Source organism: Novosphingobium sp., from assembly GCF_031424035.1.
Classification (GTDB): domain Bacteria; phylum Pseudomonadota; class Alphaproteobacteria; order Sphingomonadales; family Sphingomonadaceae; genus Novosphingobium.
In genome coordinates this window covers 184,591-203,668 of sequence record NZ_JANPGP010000027.1, presented here as the reverse complement: position 1 = coordinate 203,668, position 19,078 = coordinate 184,591, and the positions used below count along the sequence as shown (strand labels likewise).

At 59.7% G+C, this 19,078-nt stretch carries 15 protein-coding genes; 4 read left to right on the top strand and 11 right to left on the bottom strand.

Features of this window, described 5'->3' with window-relative positions:
• Window positions 1–410: 410 nt before the first annotated feature.
• From RMO89_RS04280 to RMO89_RS04270, 3 genes are read right to left on the bottom strand one after another with little or no spacing between them, the layout of a single operon-like run.
• On the bottom strand, window positions 411–1,568 hold the full coding sequence (locus tag RMO89_RS04280; protein WP_264415401.1) for an acyl-CoA dehydrogenase family protein: 1,158 nt from the start codon (window positions 1,566–1,568) through the stop codon (window positions 411–413).
• Window positions 1,569–1,583: 15 nt separating this feature from the next.
• Window positions 1,584–3,731: a 3-hydroxyacyl-CoA dehydrogenase NAD-binding domain-containing protein gene (locus tag RMO89_RS04275; RefSeq protein WP_310531405.1), complete on the bottom strand. Its 2,148-nt coding sequence runs from the start codon at window positions 3,729–3,731 to the stop codon at window positions 1,584–1,586.
• Between the two features lie 4 nt (window positions 3,732–3,735).
• Window positions 3,736–4,941, bottom strand: coding sequence for an acetyl-CoA C-acetyltransferase (locus tag RMO89_RS04270; protein WP_310531403.1), 1,206 nt, complete (start codon window positions 4,939–4,941; stop codon window positions 3,736–3,738).
• Between the two features lie 151 nt (window positions 4,942–5,092).
• On the opposite strand from RMO89_RS04270, the gene RMO89_RS04265 reads away from it, so the two are divergent.
• Entirely contained in the window at window positions 5,093–6,088 is a 996-nt protein-coding gene (locus RMO89_RS04265) for an NADP-dependent oxidoreductase (RefSeq protein WP_310531401.1), read from the top strand.
• Between the two features lie 15 nt (window positions 6,089–6,103).
• On the opposite strand, the gene RMO89_RS04260 is transcribed toward RMO89_RS04265, so the two are convergent.
• From RMO89_RS04260 to RMO89_RS04240, 5 genes are all read right to left on the bottom strand, one after another.
• The gene (locus tag RMO89_RS04260) at window positions 6,104–7,192 is read right to left on the bottom strand and encodes a CaiB/BaiF CoA-transferase family protein (RefSeq protein WP_310531399.1); all 1,089 of its coding nucleotides are present in this window, start codon (window positions 7,190–7,192) and stop codon (window positions 6,104–6,106) included.
• A gap of 152 nt (window positions 7,193–7,344) precedes the next feature.
• Window positions 7,345–9,900 carry a TonB-dependent receptor domain-containing protein gene (locus RMO89_RS04255; RefSeq protein WP_310531396.1) on the bottom strand — a complete coding sequence of 852 codons (2,556 nt, stop codon included), beginning with the start codon at window positions 9,898–9,900 and terminating at the stop codon, window positions 7,345–7,347.
• Between the two features lie 224 nt (window positions 9,901–10,124).
• On the bottom strand, window positions 10,125–12,221 hold the full coding sequence (locus tag RMO89_RS04250) for an FAD-dependent oxidoreductase (RefSeq protein ID WP_310531395.1): 2,097 nt from the start codon (window positions 12,219–12,221) through the stop codon (window positions 10,125–10,127).
• Window positions 12,118–12,402 (bottom strand): DUF1330 domain-containing protein, encoded by a 285-nt coding sequence (locus tag RMO89_RS04245; protein WP_264415395.1) that lies wholly within the window; start codon window positions 12,400–12,402, stop codon window positions 12,118–12,120. The genes RMO89_RS04250 and RMO89_RS04245 overlap by 104 nt, the downstream gene beginning before the upstream one ends.
• 77 nt (window positions 12,403–12,479) lie before the next feature.
• Window positions 12,480–13,124, bottom strand: coding sequence for a TetR/AcrR family transcriptional regulator (locus tag RMO89_RS04240; protein ID WP_264415394.1), 645 nt, complete (start codon window positions 13,122–13,124; stop codon window positions 12,480–12,482).
• Window positions 13,125–13,271: 147 nt separating this feature from the next.
• Between RMO89_RS04240 and RMO89_RS04235 the strand changes: the two genes are divergently transcribed.
• Together RMO89_RS04235 and RMO89_RS04230 are read left to right on the top strand one after the other, a co-directional pair.
• The gene (locus RMO89_RS04235) at window positions 13,272–14,210 is read left to right on the top strand and encodes an alpha/beta hydrolase (protein WP_310531391.1); all 939 of its coding nucleotides are present in this window, start codon (window positions 13,272–13,274) and stop codon (window positions 14,208–14,210) included.
• Entirely contained in the window at window positions 14,207–15,088 is an 882-nt protein-coding gene (locus RMO89_RS04230; protein WP_310531389.1) for a MaoC/PaaZ C-terminal domain-containing protein, read from the top strand. The genes RMO89_RS04235 and RMO89_RS04230 overlap by 4 nt, the downstream gene beginning before the upstream one ends.
• Here the strand turns inward: RMO89_RS04230 and RMO89_RS04225 are convergent.
• The gene (locus tag RMO89_RS04225; protein WP_310531388.1) at window positions 15,073–16,203 is read right to left on the bottom strand and encodes a phosphotransferase family protein; all 1,131 of its coding nucleotides are present in this window, start codon (window positions 16,201–16,203) and stop codon (window positions 15,073–15,075) included. The two genes, RMO89_RS04230 and RMO89_RS04225, sit on opposite strands and share 16 nt — an antisense overlap.
• 2 nt (window positions 16,204–16,205) lie before the next feature.
• On the bottom strand, window positions 16,206–17,339 hold the full coding sequence (locus tag RMO89_RS04220; protein ID WP_310531386.1) for a TIGR03857 family LLM class F420-dependent oxidoreductase: 1,134 nt from the start codon (window positions 17,337–17,339) through the stop codon (window positions 16,206–16,208).
• A 72-nt stretch (window positions 17,340–17,411) separates the two neighbouring features.
• On the opposite strand from RMO89_RS04220, the gene RMO89_RS04215 reads away from it, so the two are divergent.
• On the top strand, window positions 17,412–17,858 hold the full coding sequence (locus RMO89_RS04215) for a nuclear transport factor 2 family protein (protein WP_310531384.1): 447 nt from the start codon (window positions 17,412–17,414) through the stop codon (window positions 17,856–17,858).
• A gap of 4 nt (window positions 17,859–17,862) precedes the next feature.
• Here RMO89_RS04215 and RMO89_RS04210 read toward each other — a convergent pair whose 3' ends face one another.
• Window positions 17,863–19,077: a cytochrome P450 gene (locus RMO89_RS04210; protein ID WP_264415388.1), complete on the bottom strand. Its 1,215-nt coding sequence runs from the start codon at window positions 19,075–19,077 to the stop codon at window positions 17,863–17,865.
• Window position 19,078 lies beyond the last annotated feature (1 nt).

Below are 19,078 nucleotides of genomic sequence, written 5' to 3'. Positions count from 1 at the left end.
CCCTGCAAGTTTCACATTTGTGGAAAATGCAGGGTAAAACCGCAAAATGCAAGGGTTACCCTGCAAATCGTCAAATTGGTTTGATTGCAGGGTAAACCCATCCAAAACCAGCATTCAAGAATTTTCTGCCACTCTGGATTGAGCAGTCCGTCGCACGCGAGCTCATTGCGCATGCGGGTCATAGGCAAGCCATGACGACCAGATTTTCCGGACGACGACGCGGGCAAGAATGCCGGCGGCCGAAAGCAAAACCCTACTTATTTCTTCTCCAGCCCCGGTCTCCGGCTCGAAATCTGCCAATTTCTGGGCAGTCCCCTTCCCAAGGTCCGGAATGTGAGCAACCGACCTGATCATCAACCACCTCCGTATGAGCCAGCACACGAGTTAGTCGATTCCGCGCCTCGTCCAGCTCAATTCATCTTGCGTTCGTCCAACCCCAGCCCTCGCCCGATAATTTCCAGCATGATCTCGCTGGTGCCTGCGAAAATCCGACTGATGCGCGCATCGGTGTACATCCGGCTGATGCGGTACTCCTCCATATAACCCGCACCGCCGTGGAACTGGACGCACTGGTCCATGACCCGGGCTTCAAGCTCACTGGACAGCAACTTAGCCGCCGACGCATCCTCTGCTGACAATTCTCCTGCGTTGAGCAGCAGCACGCACTGATCGACATAGGTCTGCGCCATGTCCAGTTCGGCGCGCATCTGGGCCATCTTGAAGCGGGTGTTCTGGAAGGCGCCGATGGGTTTTCCGAAGGCTCGGCGTTCCTTGACGTATTGCAGCGTCAGATCGAAAGCAGTCTGCGCCGTGGCGGTGAAGCCGATGGCCGCGACCAGGCGTTCCTGCGCGAGCATCCGCGCGAGATACTTGAACCCCTGACCGGCCTCGCCAAGCAGGTTCGATTCAGGCACCCTCACATCGTTGAAGAACAGTTCGGCGGTATCCTGGCTCTTGAGGCCCATCTTCTCCAGCTTGCGGCCACGTTCGAAGCCTTCCATGCCGCGTTCGATCAGGAACAGGCTGATGCCATGCGGCCGGTCGGGATCGGTGCGGGCGGCCACGACAATCAGGTCGCCGAGAATGCCGTTGGAGATATAAGTCTTGGCGCCGTTCAGCACCCAGTGATCGCCCTTTTTGACTGCCCGGGTCTTCATGCCCGCAAGATCACTTCCGGTGGACGGCTCGGTCATCGCGACAGCCAGAATCGTCTCTCCCGAGACAATCCCAGGCATGAAGCGCGCCTTCTGTTCCTCATTGCCCAGCTTGGAAATGTAGGGCGCAACCAGATCGTTGTGCAGATTGATGTAGAACCCGATGTCGCCGTGGCGCATGTTTTCTTCGATGATTATCTGGTTGAAGCGGAAATCGCTGATCCCCGCGCCGCCAAACCGTTCCTCGGCATCGACGCAGAGCAGGCCCTGCGCCCCGGCCTTCAGGTAGGTTTCGCGATCAACCATGCCCGCTTCGCGCCAGCGATCCGCGTGCGGCGCGACTTCTGCCTGCATGAAGCGACGGACCGAATCGCGGAACTGTTCGTGCTCTGATTCGAAGATCACACGGCGCATGTTGAAATTGCCTCCTCAGACTGCAGTGGCGGGATAGAAGCCTTCGCCCTTGGCCGCCTTGGCACGCAGCCAGGCCGAAGGGAGGAATCGCTCGCCATACAGTTGGGCCAGGCGATCACACTCGGCAACGAAAGCGGCAATGCCCACTGTGTCGATGTAGCTCAGCGTCCCACCGGTCCACGCCGGGAAGCCCCAGCCATAGACTGCCCCCAGATCGCCGTCCTCAGCCGTTTCGATAACGCCTTCTTCTAAGCAGCGGGCGGTTTCGATGGCCTGCGCGCAAAGCAGGCGGGCCTTGAGTTCGGCTTGATCGGGCTGCGTTGCGGTGACCGGGAATTCCTCGGCCAGCCCCGTCCACAGGTGCTTGGGCGCACCTTCCGGATAGGCGTAAAATCCGCCGCCAGCCTTGCGGCTGCCGCGGCCCAGCGCGATCATGCGCTTCAGAACGGCCATGCCCTTTTCGATCGTATAGGTATTGCCCGCTTCACCAGCGGCATCCTCAAGGATCTTGACCGGCAATTCCATCGTCACTTCGTCGAGCAGCGCCAGTGGGCCGACCGGGAAACCAGCTGCCTTGGCCGCGTTTTCGATACGGGCAGGCTCAATGCCTTCCTCAAGCATTGCGACGCCTTCGAAGATCATCATGCGGAACACACGGCTGGTATAGAAACCGCGGCTGTCATTGACGACAATCGGCGTCTTGCGCACCTGCGCCACGAAATCGAGCGCCTTGGCCAGCGTTTCTGGCGCTGTCTGCTTGCCCATGATCACTTCAACCAGCCCCATGCGGTCAACCGGCGAGAAGAAGTGCGTGCCGATGAACTGCCCCGGACGGGCCGAAGCCGAAGCCAATTGGCCAATCGGAAGGGTTGACGTGTTGCTGGCGAAGATCGCGTCAGCAGGGATTATCGCTTCGGCCTTGCGCGTAGTTTCGGCCTTGATGCCCAGATCCTCGAACACCGCTTCGATCACCATCTGGCAACCTTCGAGCTTCGCGAAATCATCCGTCGGGGTGATGCGAGCCAGAATGGCGTCGGCCTTGTCCTGCGTCATCGTGCCTTTCGCCACCAACTTGCCAAACACCTTGGCGGAATAACCTTTTCCTTTTTCGGCAGTGGCGACATCACGGTCGATCAGCACGACGTCGATCCCGGCCTGCGCCGATACCAACGCGATCCCGGCGCCCATCATGCCTGCGCCAAGCACACCGACCTTGGTGAAGGTGGTCTTGGGCACCCCAACGGGGCGACGCGCGCCCTTTTCGGCGGCCTGCTTCGAGATGAAGGTGGTGCGGATGATGTTGCGGGCCACCGGATCGGTCAGCAGCTTGGCGAAGTATTTGCTTTCCACCGACAGCGCCTTGTCCATCGGCAATTGGATGCCTTCGAACACCGCTGACAGAATCCCACCGGGCGCCGGCAGGTTATAGCCCGCCTTGTCGACCACTTGTGCCACGCCAACCGAGAATCCCATCGCCACTTCCGGGATGATCATCATGCGCTGTTCGGGTGCGGCATAGCCCTTTACATCCCACTTGCGCACCGGGCTTGGCCCGGTCGCCAGCCATGCCCTGGCAGCGGCAATGACATCTCCGGCGGGGGCCAGCGCATCGACCACCTTGGCCTTGAGCGCATCGGCAGGTGCCAGCGAACGCCCGGTCAGCAGCAAGTCCAGAGCAGCCTGGACGCCGATCATCCGCGCAAGGCGCTGGGTGCCGCCCGAGCCCGGCAGCAGGCCGACATTGACTTCGGGCAGACCAACCACCGCCTTGGGATCGTCTGCCAGCACGCGGTAATGGCACGCCAGCGCCAGTTCAAAACCGCCACCCAGCGCCAGACCGTTCATCGCACACACCACGGGCTTGCCCATGGTCTCCAGCGCGCGGTGCATCGCTGTGGCTTTCTGGCTGAATTCATAGGCCTGCTTGACCGTCAGATTGCCATAAGCGCTGACCATCGCCTTCAGATCGGCACCCGCCATGAAGGCTTTCTTGCCGGACGTGATGATCACGCCAGTCACCGCATCATTGGCGCGCAACTGAGCGATAGCCTCGTTCATTTCGCCCAGCCAGTCGTCGGAGACGACGTTCATGCTTTCGTCGGCATTGTTCAGGGTGAGGATGGCGACGCCGTCAGCGCCGGTTTCAAGTGCAATATGTCGCATCGTATCAGACCCGTTCAATGATGGCAGCAGTGCCCATGCCGTTGCCGACGCACAGCAAGGTCATGGCAGTATTGAGGTCGCGGCGCTCCAGCTCGTCGAGCACGGTGCCCAGGATCATTGCGCCGGTTGCCCCCAGCGGATGGCCCATGGCAATCGCACCGCCGTTGACGTTGATCCTGTCGTGTTCGATTTCCATGTGGCTCATGAAGCGCAGGACAACACTGGCGAATGCCTCGTTCAATTCCCAAAGGTCGATCTGGTCGGCGGTCATTCCCGCGTTCCTCAGTGCCTTTTGCGCGACGGCCACCGGAGCGGTGAGCATGATCGTCTGTTCAGACCCGATCGACGCCCAGGAGCGCATCCGCGCGCGCGGCTTCAGCCCGGTTGCCTTGCCGAACTCGGCATTGCCCAGCAGGACGACGCCCGAACCATCAACGATGCCGCTGGAATTGCCGCCGGTGTGGACATGGTTGATTTCCTCCACTTGCGGATAGCGTTCGCGCACCACGCGGCCAAAACCCATCGCGGCCATCCCGGCAAAGGCCGGCTTGAGCGCACCGAGCGATTCCACCGTAGTGGAAGGGCGGCGGAATTCATCATTGTCGAGCACGATCTCGCCCATGACGTCACGCACAGGTACGATTGAGCGCGAAAACCGGCCTTCGTCCCAAGCGACCGCAGCGCGGCGCTGGCTTTCGGCCGCATAGCTATCGACGTCGGTACGACTATAGCCTTCGAGCGTGGCGATGAGATCGGCGCCGATCCCCTGCGGCGTGTAATAATTGTGCAGCGCCACGCTGGGATCGGCGGCCCAGGCGCCGCTGTCATACCCCATGATCGTACGACTCATCGAATCGACGCCGCCGCCGATACCCGCCATGGCCATGCCCGAGGCCACTTGGCCGGCAACGTTGTTCACGGCTTCAAGCCCCGATCCGCAGAACCGGTGGACCTGTTGACCGCCCACTGTATCGGCATATCCGGCATTGAGCACCGCGCCGCGAGCCAGAACCCCGCCCTGTTCGCCAACTGGCTGGGCACAGCCAATCACCACATCGTCCAACAGGGCCGTATCAAGGTCATTGCGATCCCGCACCGCTTCCAGCAACTGGGTGACCAGCTGGATTGCGGGGATTTCGTGCAACGAACCATCGGGCCGGCCGCGTCCCCGCGGGGTGCGGACATGGTCGTAGATGAAAACATCGCGCATTTTCGGGCTTCTCCTGGATTCCGGGCGAGCCAGAGAAAGTCTGGCATTTACGCCTTCCCTTTCTGGCCCAGCCTGCTTTTCACACCTACCCTGCGATAGGACGGCGCGGAATGGCCATGGCTTTACTAGGCGCAACACTCAGGAGCTTCCCGTGAACCGTCAGGTAATCCTGGTTTCGAGGCCGACAGGCATCGCACAAGCCCAAAATTTCCAGGTAGTGGACAGGCCGCTCAACCCGCTTGCCCCGGGCGAAATCCGCATTGCCAACCGGTTTCTGTCGGTGGAGCCGGCCATGCGCGGGTGGATTGCCGATGCAAACAATTATGCCGAGCCGGTTGCAATTGGCGCGGTCATGAAATCACTCGCCGTGGGGCAAATCGTCGAAAGCACCGATGCCGGCTGGCCCGTCGGACAGATTGTCACCGGGTGGTTCGGCTGGCAGACCTTCGCCACGGTCACCGCGAAGGCCATAGTCCGCAGGATCGATCAGACAGACTTGCCCGCGTCGCTGGCGCTGGGAGTGCTCGGCATCAATGGCGTCACTGCCTTGCTTGGCCTGACACTGGCAGGCGAACCGAAGCGGGGCGATACTGTCGTGGTTTCCACCGCAGCCGGATCAGTCGGCTCAGCCGTCGGCCAGATCGCCCGCATACTGGGGTGCACAACGGTCGGAATTTCTGGCGGCCCGGTCAAAGCGGCGCAATGCCGGGATCTGTTCGGTTATGACCATGCACTGGACTATAAGGCTGATGGCCTGGGCGAGGCGCTGGATGCTGCCTGTCCGAATGGCGTGAATGTCTACTTCGACAACACTGCTGGCATGATCAGCGACACGGTCTATCCACGTCTGGCCCAAGGGGCGCGCGTTGTGGTTTGTGGTACCGCCGCCATCGCACAATGGGATCCTTGGCCCAGCGGACCGCGTGTGGAGCGCCATCTCCTGGTCAAGTCTGCCAGAATGCAGGGCTTCGTCGTGCTGAACCATTTCGACCTGTGGGACAGCGCCATAGAAACCCTTACGGCTTGGGTCCGCGAGGGGAAATTGCACTATGCCGAAGACGTGACCGATGGGCTGGAATCCTGCCTTGACGCTTTGGCCGGGCTCTACCGCGGGGAAAATCTGGGCAAGCGGATCATCAGGCTCTGACAGGCGAGCGCGAAATCAGCCTTGCTGCCAAGCTGTGAGAACATCAGGCGCGGTCAAGCTTGAACTGTCATTGATCTGGCCGGGGGTTCCAGAGAACCTGGGCGCTGGCACGGACTGCATGACACCGGCGTGGGTGACAAAGACCTGCCGTGATACATTTGCCGGATGCTCCATGGCTTCGCACATGGACAGGACTGGCGACACACAGGCGTCGGTCCCGGCAAAGACGGCTTCCCATTCGTCCCGAGGTCGCGACAGGAAGATTTCGGTAAACTGAGCAATCATTGCGGGCCACTGCGTCTGATCGTTCTGGTCATAGCTATCAGCGGGAATTTCGAGCCCAGCCAGCAGCTGCGCAAAGAACTGCGGCTCAAGCGCGCCGACAGCAACATGGCCTCCGTCCTTGCAGGTATAGCAGCGATAGAATGGTGCGGAACCATCCAGCAGATTGGCGGCTGGCCGGTCCTGCCAAAGGCCCGTGGCGATGAACGCATGGAACAAGCTTAGCAAGTTCGCCACGCCATCGACCATCGCCACATCGACCACCTGGCCCTTGCCCGTCGTCTTGGCTGAAAGGATGGCCGAAACCATCCCCAGTGCCAGAAACATGGTGCCGCCAGCATAATCCCCAACCAGATTGAGCGGAACAGTGGGCGGCTGTCCTGCCTGGGCAATCGCGTGCAATGCGCCGGTCATCGCGATGTAATTGATGTCGTGTCCGGCAGTCAGCCGCAACGGTCCTTGCTGCCCCCAGCCTGTCGCCCTGCCATAGACCAGACGGGGATTGCGGGCGAGGCACTTGTCAGGACCAAGGCCCAGCCGTTCCATCACTCCGGGCCGTGCCCCTTCGATGATTCCGTCAGCCCGCTCGACAAGGTCAAGCAGGAGGGCCCGGTCAGCCTCGGATTTCAGGTTGAGCGAAACATTCGTGCGGCCACGCAGCAAGACGGCATCACCCACATCGCTCCAGGCCTGCTGCCCTCCGGGCCGGCAGATTCGCACAATCTCTGCGCCAAGGCCCGATAGGATCATACCGCACAGTGGCACCGGACCAATCGCATCCATTTCGATGAGACGAATTCCGGATAAGGGGCCTGTCGGCATGGATAGTCTCCAGATCAATTCATGAGCGTTTTGCACGACCAGAACGGCTTGCAAGCAATACCATTCAACCCGCGAGTCCTATGCCAAAAAAGAATGGCCGCCCCAGATCCGGAGCGGCCATCCCTTTGCCTTCAAGTCTGACGTCTAGCTTATCAGAACTTGTAACCAAGCGTTGCGCCGAAGGTGCGCGGGGCACCCTGGAACTGCACCGTGGCACCAAGCCCGGTGTAGTTATTGAACACGTTGGTGAACCATGCCTTGTTGGCCAGGTTACGGCCCCAGATCGCAAGCTCAATCTTCGGGTTTTCGAGATTGAACGTAATGCGGCCGTTAAGCAGGCCATAGCCCTTGATGATCGAGGCCCGGTTGGCAATTGCCACTGCATCAATGTTGGCCTGTGTGCCGCCCTGTGCGATGGATTTGGTAGTAAACGAGTCCATGGCCTTTTCGGTCGTGTAGGCATAATCGATGTGGAAGGACATCTCGCCAAACGATGTCGGCACCTTCTGTGTGGCGCCAAAATTCAACGTCCACTTCGGTGCCTGCGTAACCGGTTCGCCCGAACGATCGACCAGGATCGGTGCCGCAGCAGTACCCTGATTTTCGAAGCGGCTGCCGGCAACATATTTGGCATCAAGATAGGCTGCGCTGCCCGTCAGTTCCATTCCCGTCCAGGGAATGGCCGTCACTTCGATTTCACCGCCACTGGCGCGCACCTTGCCCGCATTGGTGACAAACTGCGTGAGGCTCGTGCCGACCAGCGCGTTGACGATGCGCTGGACGTTGCCCTGCCATGATGTGAAGACCGAAAGGTTGGTACGCAGGCGGCGATCAAGGAAATCGCCCTTCAGGCCGACTTCGATATCGCGCACGGTTTCAGGCTGGAACTGCTGAGTGAACGGCGCGGGGACAGTTCGCGAGTTGAAACCGCCCGACATCGATGCACCGCTGGTCTTTGCATAGAGGAACAGCTGATCGTTGACACGGTAGTCAATGCCAAAGGTCCATGCAGGGTACTTGAAGCTGGCACTGTTTGCCGCTGTGCAAGGTGCGGCAGCAGCCGTGAGCCCGGTGTTTGCGCCAACCGTGCACTTCTCAAGATTGTCAGGCAGTGACCAGTCGTTGGTGCTGTGCCGATCAATGCTGCGCTTGTCCCAGGTGTAGCGCAATCCGCCGGTGATCCGAATGGCATCAGTGAGATGGTAGTTAAGCTGCGCAAAGGCACCGAATGAGCTGGATTTGAAGTCACTCAGCGTACGCGCCCGGGCAAGTCCGCCGAAGACCCATGAGCGAGACTGCTCGTCACCGGTTTCGACGAAGTAGTAAACCCCGGTCTGCCAATCCAGGTTGCCGCTCTTGCCGGAAAGCTGAAGCTCCTGGCTGAACTGTTCCTGATTGTATGTGCTGACGAAGGCTGAACGCGCGTCAACCAAGCCAGGGACATAAGGGCCGAAAGCAGCTGGAATGACCAAGGCGTAGTTAGCAGTGAAGGCACCCGTGCAGGCAGCAACCAGCGACGGGACATTGGCAAGGCATCCCTGGGCAAAGGCGATAGGCGGGCTACCGGCTACCGCTGTCGAAGGAACACCCTGCAGATCGAGGCTGTCCTCGGTAAACGAGGTCCGATAGGCGGTGATCGACTTGAGGTTAGCCCCGCCCAGATCCCATTCGAATGTAGCCGCAGTGGACTTCACCCGGTTCGTATTATGCAGTTGGTCGATCAGCGGATCGCCAGTGCGCGGCGCAGAGAAAGTATCTGTCCACTTGGAGTTGGCGGCCGTGAACGCTGGCAACTGTGCCGCGGTGACAAAGGAAGCGAATTCGGAGTTGATATAGGCCCCATTGCTGGCCTGCGTAAGGACTGCAGGATTGATGGCAGCAACCGCAGTGGCGTTGCCGTTGTCCTTGTAGTCAACATATTCGCCAGTGATGGTCAGCTTGATCGGCAGCGCAGCAGGTTCCCACTTCAAGGTTGCGCGGGCGACATATTCACCATTCACGCTGCCTTGGGGATAGCCAGCGATGGGATTGCGGAAATACCCCGAATGCTCGCTATAGCGACCGGCAAATCGCACGGCCAGCTCTTCACCCAACGGAACATTGAGTATGCCTTCAACCATGCGCTGGTCATAGTTGCCGGCCCCGACCTTGAGACTGCCCTCAAGGATATTCTTGGGCTGATTGGACGTCAGGTTCAGCGCGCCACCAGTCGTGTTGCGACCAAACAACGTGCCCTGAGGGCCGCGTAGGACTTCAGCACTTGCAGCATCAAGGAAACCGAGGTTGCCGACCATCGGGCGAGCAACATAGACACCATCGACATAGATGCCGACAGAGGAATCCGACAGCGAGTTCGGGCTGTTCTGCGCCTGGCCGCGAATGGCAAGGTAGACGATGGACGCCGGGCCGGTACCGCCAGTGCTGATGGTAAGGCTAGGCGCGGTACGAGCCAGATCGGTCACTTCAAAGACCTGCTTGCTTTCAAGCGCCTCGGCATTGAGCGCGGTCACCGACACCGGGACTGACTGCAGGTTTTCCGAAGACTTGCGGGCCGTAACCACAATGTCTGCGATACCGCTCTGGTCGTCCTCGGCCTGACCGGCCTGAGGGGTTGGCGTGGCCTGGGCAAAGGCAGGTGCGCTCGCCAGCAGTCCGATCGAAAGCACGGTGGTGGCAAGCAGATTGCTGCGACTACGAAGAATGTCCATTCAGTTCCCTCCCGAGTAAGTCCTGCCAAGCAAAATTGGCTTTGCCTTGGCTGATCCGGCGCAGCTTGTTCCCGCGCTTCTGCGCATGGCTTCACTGCTGGATCGGTAGCTGGTCCTGACTATGCCCCTTCACACCTATCTATCGGCAGGGCCTGTTTTTTGATGTGAATAATTTTTCTAGTGGATTTAGTTATTGATATTATTATCTTTTTATCAATTCATTGTCACAAGATCAGACCTATCCGCCTACCATCCTTGATTGCCTCATCAGTCGCAAAGGTGCTCCACCGTGCCTCTCTTGCATCACCTATCAAATGCACTTCGAGGCCGTTGCAGGGACTGGATGCCATGAGCGCATGATACAGCGATTCATTCGGCGGCTTAGACGTTACGACGATTGTGTTGTCGACATTCTCAAGCACGGTCACGGCACCTGTATAAGCATGGACCAGCGTCACATCCGCCGGATCAATTGCCGTTATCACCGTTTGCGGGATGAAAGTCACTTTGGGCAACAAGCGCTTACTGATCACTTTGTTTATCCCGATTTCGGTCACGGACATGGCAAGACCGCTATCGGCTGTAACGAAAATTACTTCCTTGCCCTGGTCGGCCAACAGTTCGGCAATACCCGGCCCAACCTCGTAGGACGTGTTGTCATAGACGACCACGCGCTGGCCAGTGCGGGCATTGCCCAACAGCAGATCTTCCGGAGTCAGGACATGGGCAAGGTCTGTGCCGGGCACCGGGGCAAGCTGGCTCTTGCTCACGCCGTTGCGGGCATAGTTTGCACCGGTGGCGATCACGACAGCTTCTGCCTCCAGCTCTGCGATCAGTTCGGGCGTGGCTTCGGTGTCGAGCCGGATCTTCACCGCGTGTTTGCCCAACTGTAATTGCAGCCAGCGGATAATATCGCTGCGATCTTCAAGGCCGGGCAGTTTCGCCTGCAAAGTCACATGGCCGCCCAGAACACCAGACCTCTCCAGCAAGGTAACGCTATGGCCGCGCTGCGCCGCAACGAGCGCCGCTTGCATTCCGGCAGGGCCGCCGCCGGCGATCAATACCCGTTTTATACGCCCAGCTGGCGCCAGCGGCGGCAGATGCTCGCTGCCAATTTCCGGATTGACTGTGCAGCCCACCGGATGACCGATGCAAGAACGCAAAAAGCAGCCTTCCAGATCGCCTATGCAGGCGCGAATTTCGCTGTTTTGGCCGTTGCGTGATTTGTTTGGCCATTCAGGATCCGCAATGACCGAACGGGCAACAAAGATCATGTCGACCTTGCCATCGTCGATAAGTTTGTCACCATGGGCGGCGTCAAGAATGCGGCCACCGCTGACAACCGGGATATTGACCACTTTCTTCACCTCGGCGGCGGCATAGACATGGGTGCCCTGCTCGCCGAGATAGGACGATGGATAATGGAAGTGCGTCATCTGCGGCTTCTGACCGCGGGCGGTGATACGCAGCCAATCAACCTTGCCGCTGTCCGACAGCAGTTTGCAGATCGCCAGCCCTTCGCTCAACCCCTCTCCGCCGAGGGTCGTGTCATCGGCATTGACGGCAAGGCCCAGCACGAATTCCGGTTTGCAGCGCGCACGGATGCCTTCGATGATTTCCATCACCATGCGCATCCGGTTATCCAGATTGCCGCCGTATTCGTCTGTCCGGTGGTTGTAGAGCGACGAGGTAAAACTCTGCAGCCCTGCACCGCCACCGATGGGAAATTCGAAGCCATCCGCTCCGGCCTCCTCGGCATGGCAGGCCGCCACGACATGCGCTTCCACCAGGGCCTGGATCTCGGCCACAGTCATCGAGCGCGGCTGACTATCGCTGAGCACAGTATGCGGGGCCATGCCCGACGCCTGGCCGGTGGCAGGATCGGCCTGCATCCAAACGCCCTGGACGACAATCTTGCTGTCATGGCCGTGCACGGCATCAACGATGCGCCGGATCGCCGGGATATGATCGCGATTATAGGCTTCAATGAACCATCCCGGCGGCACTTGCGGCGCGGGAACCACCTGACAGCTGGCGATGACCATGAAACCGCAACCGCCTTTGGCGCGTGCCTCGAAATAGCCAACCTGCGCATCGGTGCCGATGCCAAGCCCGACCATGCCATGCGGTGACATGAAAACGCGGTTGCGAAGTTCCAGCGCGCCAATCTTGAACGGGCTGAACAGGTGCTTGAAGGTAGCCATGTTCGCGCGCGCCTTATGACTGGAACGTGATGACGAAGTGGGTGTCTGCCGATGCCTGCCGTATCGGGATGACTTCCTGATAGCCTTCGCTGTCATACCATTTGCGGGCGGCATCATTGTCGGCAAACTTCATGATGATGATCGAGGTCCCGGGGAACCTTCCCTCCAGCACTTCGGGTTGCTCGGCCAGCCCGACTTCCACAGCGACACCATCGATCAGGCGAAAGCCCGCCATCGCGTAGTCCTGATAGCGTTCCAGATCATGCTTGCTGACCACGCCAACAATATAGGATGCCATTTCCGCCTCTCCTTTGATGCCTTTTTGGCTTGGCGAATATGTTGGGCATCGACGGCGGAACGGGAAGGCGGTTCTTTTTAACGCGGTAAAGCGCGCCGCATGATCGCCTGCAAGGCGAAGCTGCTGACATGATCACGCCACAGCGCAATGCCATCGTCGCGCGAAAAATCGATGCCGGTGCTTTGCGCCATGGCCCAGCTCTGGGTGAACGGGGCGGAAGCCAGAGCAAAGATCGACCAGTAGAACAGTCGGGCATCGATGTCGGGGCGAAACAGGCCTTCGGCAACGCCGCGCTCCAGCATGGGTGCCACTCTTTCGGCCACAAAGACGCGCACCGATGGCATGTATTTTGAATGACGCGAGATGTGCTCGCCCTTGTGCAGGCCCTGATCAACCGTCATGCCGGCGATATAGGGCCGCTCGACATAGGCATCGATGACCCGGCCTATCAGGCTGCAAACGGCGTCTCCCGGCGGCAAGGTATCGTAGTCCGGGCTGTCGAGCATGGCGAGCACCTCATCCGAAACGCGGTCCAGCACCACGCTGTAGAGCTCCTCCTTGGTCTTGAAATAGTGATATACCAGCTGCTTGGTCACGCCCGCCGCCTTGGCAATGCTATCCAGCCGCGCCCCGTCAAAACCATGTTCGGCAAAGGCGTCCCGCGCCGTCGCCAGGATGCGATCCAACGTGACCGCGGAGGAATGGCGCGGCTTGTCAGCCATGATCAGGGTATTCCACCTTACGCATCGTTCCTATCCTGCCGCCAAGAATTCACTGCGACAAGCCAGGCGATATTCGACCTGTCTCAAGACAGGAGGGTGCACACGCAGAGCACTTCATGGGACGGACGCCTGCCTCGGGAGAATGCAATGAGTACGGTTTCAACGCGCCATCTTGTCGATCCGGAACTGTTGCCACTGTTAGACAGCTTTCCGGCGATGAACCTTTCGCCTGAAGCCTTGCCCGCTATCCGCGCCGGTATTACCGGAATGCTCACTTCGCAGCCTCTGCCCGACCTCCAGGTCGAGAAGCGCGAGATTTTCATTCCCTCGGGCGAGGGTGACCGATCCATCCGTTGCCTGTTGATCCAGCCGCTCGCCTTGCCTGCCAAGGCCCCGGTTATCCTTCATTTTCACGGCGGCGGCCACGTTCTGGGGACGCCCGAGATGAACCTGCCGCAACTGATGCGCTGGGCCGCAAGACTCGATTGTCTGGTCCTGTCGGTTGATTATCGCCTCGCCCCCGAAACACCATTCCCCGGCCCTATGGATGATGCATATGCCGCCCTGCGCTGGCTGAACGAAATGGCGGATGAACTGGGCATCGACCGCGCTCGCGTCGCTGTCAGCGGTGAAAGCGCCGGCGGTGCCATGGCCGCTTCGCTGTGCCATATGGCGCGTGATCGCGGTGAATATGCCATTGCCTTTCAGCACCTGGAAATGCCACGGCTCGATGACCGGCTGCCCGATCCGCCCAATCCGTTCACTGGCGAATTCATCTGGCGCGCTGAAAACAGCGAATTCTGCCGGGCGGCTTATCTGGCCGGTTCAACATCACCCTATGCCTCGGCCGCTCGGGCCGATGACCTGACCGGATTGCCGCCCGCCTATATCATGGTCGGCGCGCTCGACCTGTTTGTCGACGAATGTCTGGCTTACACCGCGCGATTGATCCGAGCAGGGGTTCCGGCGGAACTCATCGTCTATCCCGGCTGCTTCCACGGCTTCCGCATTGCGGGCGAAGCCGCCGCTACCAAGCGCGCCGATAATGACTCGCTGCGCGCCCTGAGCAAGGCTTTCGCCCGATGACTACGCCGCTCGATATCGAAAGACTGCGCGCCTACCCCATTCCGCAGGCGCGTGACGATTATGACCCGCGCGATGTAATCCTCTATGCCTTGGGTGTCGGTGCTGGTTTGAGCGACGAAGTTGATGATACCGCTTTCCTTTATGAGCGGCAGATACAGGTGCTGCCCACTATGGGAGTCGTGCTCGGCTCACCGGGGTTCTGGGGAATGGACCCGGCCAGCGGGATCGATTGGGCCAATGTCATGCACGGCGAGGAGAGGCTGCGCCTGTTCCAGCCGCTTGATCCTTCGGGAACGCTAATCGGTGAGACCCAGGTCACCGATCTGGCCGATAAAGGCGCAGGAAAACCGGCGCTGGTCCGTTCGGTAAAAGAGCTGCGCACCCCGGGCGGAACGTTAATGGCTGAAGCCGTGGAAACGTGGATCGTGCGCGGTGCCGGCGGCTTTGGCGGCCCCCGCGATCTGCCTGGCGAATCTTTGCCTGCCGTGCCTGATCGCGCGCCGGATTATCGGATCGACTTGCCGACATCGGCCAATCAGGCCGCAATCTACCGCCTTTCAGGCGATCGCAATCCGCTGCACATCGATCCGGAATTCGTCCGTTCTGCCGGTTTTGAACGTCCGATCCTGCACGGTCTTTCGACGATGGGGGTAACGGCCCGCGCATTGATCCATGCCTGCTGCGGCGGCAAGCCAGCGATGCTGCGCGAAATTGGCGTGCGCTTCACCAACCCGGTCTTTCCCGGAGACACAATCCGCACGGCCATCTGGCAGCAAGGATCGACCCTGCAATTCCGCGCTTATGCAGCCGAGCGCGATGTGCTTGTGATCGACAACGGGCTGGCGCTGATCAGTCCGGATGGTCAATCATCCTTCTGATCTACTGGGGTCATGTTGCTCATGAAGGCATAGAAATCCGGGCCCAGTTCCGGCAAGTCCATGCCCAGCCGCTCGGCCAGGTAAAGCGTCATGAAATTGGAGTTGAGCGATTTGTTGTCTGGCGGGATGTTACCGACGCCGACCTGCCGGTCGAACGCACCAACAACCACCAGCGCCATGCGCAGGGCAACGACAACGTCATAGTATTCCAGATGTTGCGCCTTGCGCCCGACCGCTGCCTCCCAGATCGCGATGCTCTCATCACGCGTGGGCAGTCCATCCAGACGCGCAACGCCGAAGCGCCTGCTGAACAGGTCATCGAAGTAGAGCCACCAGGCAAGATCAAGCTCGGATGGCCCCATCGCCGCCAGTTCCCAATCAATCAGCCCGCTGACACTGCCATCGGGGCGGAACATGACGTTGGACGGGGTGCTATCGCCCCACAGTACGTTGACCGGCGTACCCTTGGGTTCATGTTCACGGATATAGGCGATCGCTGCATCAACGGTGGGCATAAGCCGGCCCTTGCGGCAACCGTGATACCAGGCCTCGATATGGCCGAGGTACTGGTCCAGCCCCGGCTGGCCCCAATCGGCGCGGGCAAGGAAGGCAAAGCCATCGGATTGCCAGTCAATCCGGCTCAACTGGGCAAAAGCCTCGATCGCATTCTTCCACGTCGCACCGCGCTGAGCGGGTGTCATGTCGGCGATCCATCCGGTGGAGTTGTAGTTGGGGTTCTGGGTAGCCGATTGACCATCGACCCGGCCCATGATGAGGAACGGGTTACCCAGCACCGCCGGATCAAGCTCCATACCGATCCAGTCCGGCACGGGAGCCAGCTTCAGCCGGTCCAGAGCCGCCATCATCCGGCCTTGCAGTTCCAGACTGGAACCCAGAACGACTTCCAGATCGGTGGGCTGACGGCGCACCACCAGCGTGCGTGTCTGCGCGCCGGTGGCATCGTCATAATCGACATCGACAAAAAAGATTTCCGCAGAAAAGCCTGATCCCAGGGACACTTCCAGTGGCCGCAACCGGACGTTGCTCCAGCCACCGACATTTGCTTCCAGCCAATCGCGCAGCCGGTCCTGCACCTCATCCGCGGTCAGTGCCATGATCAGAGCCCCTTTGCCGCCAGTGCGCGCTTCAGTTCAGTGGTCAGCGGCCCCATATCCTTCGGCCCGGCGCCATGGAGCAGGATTTCATCCGCGCCCGCATCCAGATAGGTCATCAACTGATCAGCGCATCGCGCCGCAGTGCCGACTGCCGCACCTTCGTCAATCCAATTTTGCGGCAGCAGCTGTCCCACATCCACCAGTTCCTGCCGAGTATAGGCCTGATCGGCGGGCTTGCCATTCAGGCCGGCGATCTTCGGATGGGCACGGATCTGATCGAGCACGCCCTTATCCCATTCATTGATTTCGACGATCAGGTCACCAAAGCCGGGCAATTCGAAATAGGTGATGGCACGCCCTCGCACCACGGCATCCTCTTCGTCCTTCGGCAGATCAGGTGCGACAATAATGTTGTGGTAGATGCGAACTGACATCGGATCGCGGCCCGCCTTTTCGGCTGCATCGCGAACGATCCTTGCGCTATTCTTGACGCCAGTTGGCGAGACAAAGGGATGCAGCAGCACACCATCACAGTGCTGTCCGGCAAATTCCAGGCTTTTCGGGCCGATCGCGGTAAATATGATCGGTGGTTTGGGGCCCTTGTGCATATCGGTCAGCTTGAGCGATGGAAATTTTCCCAGCAGGCCATCGTAACTGACATCCTCACCATCCCAGAGGCGGCGAAAAATGCTGATATAATCGGCCAGCCGCTCCATCGTTATGGCGGGCGCGCCCATCATCTTCATGTAGGCGGGGACGGCCCGGGCGAACATCACGCCAAAGCGATTGTCGCTCATCGCCTGCATCATGTTGGCAATGCTGGCCGTAACCAGCGGGTGACGCATGGTTGCGTAAAACGTCCCATTGATTCGGATACGAGACGTTGCCTCGCTGACGGCACCAGCCAGAACCGCCGGCTCCTTGAGGGCGAACCGTTCGGAGATCCAGACCGCTCCAAGTCCGATGCGCTCAGCCTCCAATGCCTCATCAATGCCGCGGCGCGGATCATCAACCCGGCCTGGCAGGATATAGGTGCCGAACTTGTCAAACAGGGCCTGTGCGCCTGGCTCTTGCATCATCTCAGTCATCCTTGCGCGTTGATCGCGATTGTCGGACATAATCCAAGTGCCCGGCAAACAATCAACCTGCCCGAAGGCAGGGTGCCAAAGGATGAACCCTAAGGCAGACAACGGGCAAAGGAGATCGCCATGGACGCCCTGGACAGCCTGCTCGCCATAGAGGCCATTCGCGCAGTCAAGGCGCGCTACTGCCGTTTGCTGGACACCAAGGATTGGGCAGGATTTGCCGCATTATTTACCGACGATGCGGTGATGGATGTGAGCCAGGACACAGGCAACCCGCCAATCACCGGAACGGCGGCGATCATCGCTCAGGTTCGGTTTGCCGTCGATCACGCTGCAACCAGCCATCAGGTCCATACCCCTGAAATCACGCTTGACGGCACCGACGCTGCAAAGGGTGTTTGGGCCATGCAGGATCGTGTCGCCTGGAAGGACGGAAAGTCTCCCATTCCCGGCGTGGCTTCGATCACCGGCTATGGCCAGTACCATGAAACCTATCGGCGCGAGGGCGGCGAATGGAAGATCGCCGCCCTGCGCCTGTCACGCTTTCACGTGGATATGCATCCGGCTTGACAGGTCAGTCCCACTGCAATTCAAGCTGCGGCACGAAGGTGATGTTGCCGACGAAATAGCCCACCTCGAAACCGTCTTTGAGGCGGAACTGCGGAATAGCCTTGAGGAATTCCTCAAGCGCCGTCTGCAGTTCCAGCCGGGCCAGATGCATTCCCAGGCACTTGTGGATACCTCCCCCAAGGGCAACATGGGCCGCCTTGCGGTCAAAGCGCACTTCGGATGGATTATCGTGCAGTGCAGGATCCTGATTGACCACCGGTGTTGCCACTGAAACGTAATCGCCGGGCATGATCTTCTGCCCATGCAATTCGATTTCGCGGGCGGCGATACGGAAAGCCGTGACGGGGCCATAGACCCGCAGAAACTCTTCGACAGCGAGAATGATACGTTCCGGATGGTCACGCAATTCCTGCTGCTGCGCCGGATGCCGAGCGAGATGGGCAAAGATGTTTCCAAGCAGCGAAGTCACCGTATCCAGCCCGCCGAGAAACAGGTTGAAGCAGTGGCCCAGCACTTCCTCATCGTTCCATTTGCGGCCGTCCTCTGCCTCGAACTCGAAGATCTTTGACATATAGTCATCGCGCGGCGCCTTGCGGCGTTCAGCAATCTCCGTTTTGAGATAACCGACTGCATTGCGCACCGCGCTGCTACGCACCTCCCAGTCGTTGGAATGGAGCATGTCCTTTTCCCAGACGAGAAACTCAGCCATGCGATCCTGAGGCAGGCCCAACAGATCGAGCACGATATAGATCGGGTAGCGTTCCGAAAATTCGTTGACGAAATCGCAGTCCTTGCGGGTCCTGAACTTGTCGATCAAATCACCAGCGCGGCGGCGCAGGTCATCCTTCATTGCCGCCATTTTCTGGGGCGAGAAGTTGGGATTCAAGGCCTTGCGATAGAACGCATGCATCGGCGGATCGACTTCGGTGGGCACCACCAGCCAGTTTTCACCAATGGACTGTGACCACTGGCCCATGCCATTCTTGGTGTAATTATCGGCATCGCGCAGCATGGCCATGGTATCGTCATAACCGGTCAGCAGCCAGCCTGGCTTGTCACCGGGGAAGATGTTGGTGACATATGTGATCGGCCCCAAGGTGCGGTGCATTTCAGGGATCAGGGTTTCCTGCGGGCATTCCTTCACGATCTCGCGGGCGAAATAGGGGAGCCGCATCGCCTTCTCGGCAGGGACGTGGGGCGGGAGGGTTTCGGTGGTCATG

Coding starts and splice junctions, on each gene's coding strand:
- RMO89_RS04215 (WP_310531384.1), top strand. CDS start 17,412: ATGGACGCCCTGGACAGCCTGCTCGCCATAGAGGCCATTCGCGCAGTC.
- RMO89_RS04230 (WP_310531389.1), top strand. CDS start 14,207: ATGACTACGCCGCTCGATATCGAAAGACTGCGCGCCTACCCCATTCCG.
- RMO89_RS04260 (WP_310531399.1), bottom strand. CDS start 7,192: ATGCCGACAGGCCCCTTATCCGGAATTCGTCTCATCGAAATGGATGCG.
- RMO89_RS04275 (WP_310531405.1), bottom strand. CDS start 3,731: ATGCGACATATTGCACTTGAAACCGGCGCTGACGGCGTCGCCATCCTC.
- RMO89_RS04225 (WP_310531388.1), bottom strand. CDS start 16,203: ATGGCACTGACCGCGGATGAGGTGCAGGACCGGCTGCGCGATTGGCTG.
- RMO89_RS04210 (WP_264415388.1), bottom strand. CDS start 19,077: ATGACCACCGAAACCCTCCCGCCCCACGTCCCTGCCGAGAAGGCGATG.
- RMO89_RS04280 (WP_264415401.1), bottom strand. CDS start 1,568: ATGCGCCGTGTGATCTTCGAATCAGAGCACGAACAGTTCCGCGATTCG.
- RMO89_RS04255 (WP_310531396.1), bottom strand. CDS start 9,900: ATGGACATTCTTCGTAGTCGCAGCAATCTGCTTGCCACCACCGTGCTT.
- RMO89_RS04245 (WP_264415395.1), bottom strand. CDS start 12,402: ATGGCATCCTATATTGTTGGCGTGGTCAGCAAGCATGATCTGGAACGC.
- RMO89_RS04235 (WP_310531391.1), top strand. CDS start 13,272: ATGAGTACGGTTTCAACGCGCCATCTTGTCGATCCGGAACTGTTGCCA.
- RMO89_RS04270 (WP_310531403.1), bottom strand. CDS start 4,941: ATGCGCGATGTTTTCATCTACGACCATGTCCGCACCCCGCGGGGACGC.
- RMO89_RS04250 (WP_310531395.1), bottom strand. CDS start 12,221: ATGATGCCGCCCGCAAATGGTATGACAGCGAAGGCTATCAGGAAGTCA.
- RMO89_RS04240 (WP_264415394.1), bottom strand. CDS start 13,124: ATGGCTGACAAGCCGCGCCATTCCTCCGCGGTCACGTTGGATCGCATC.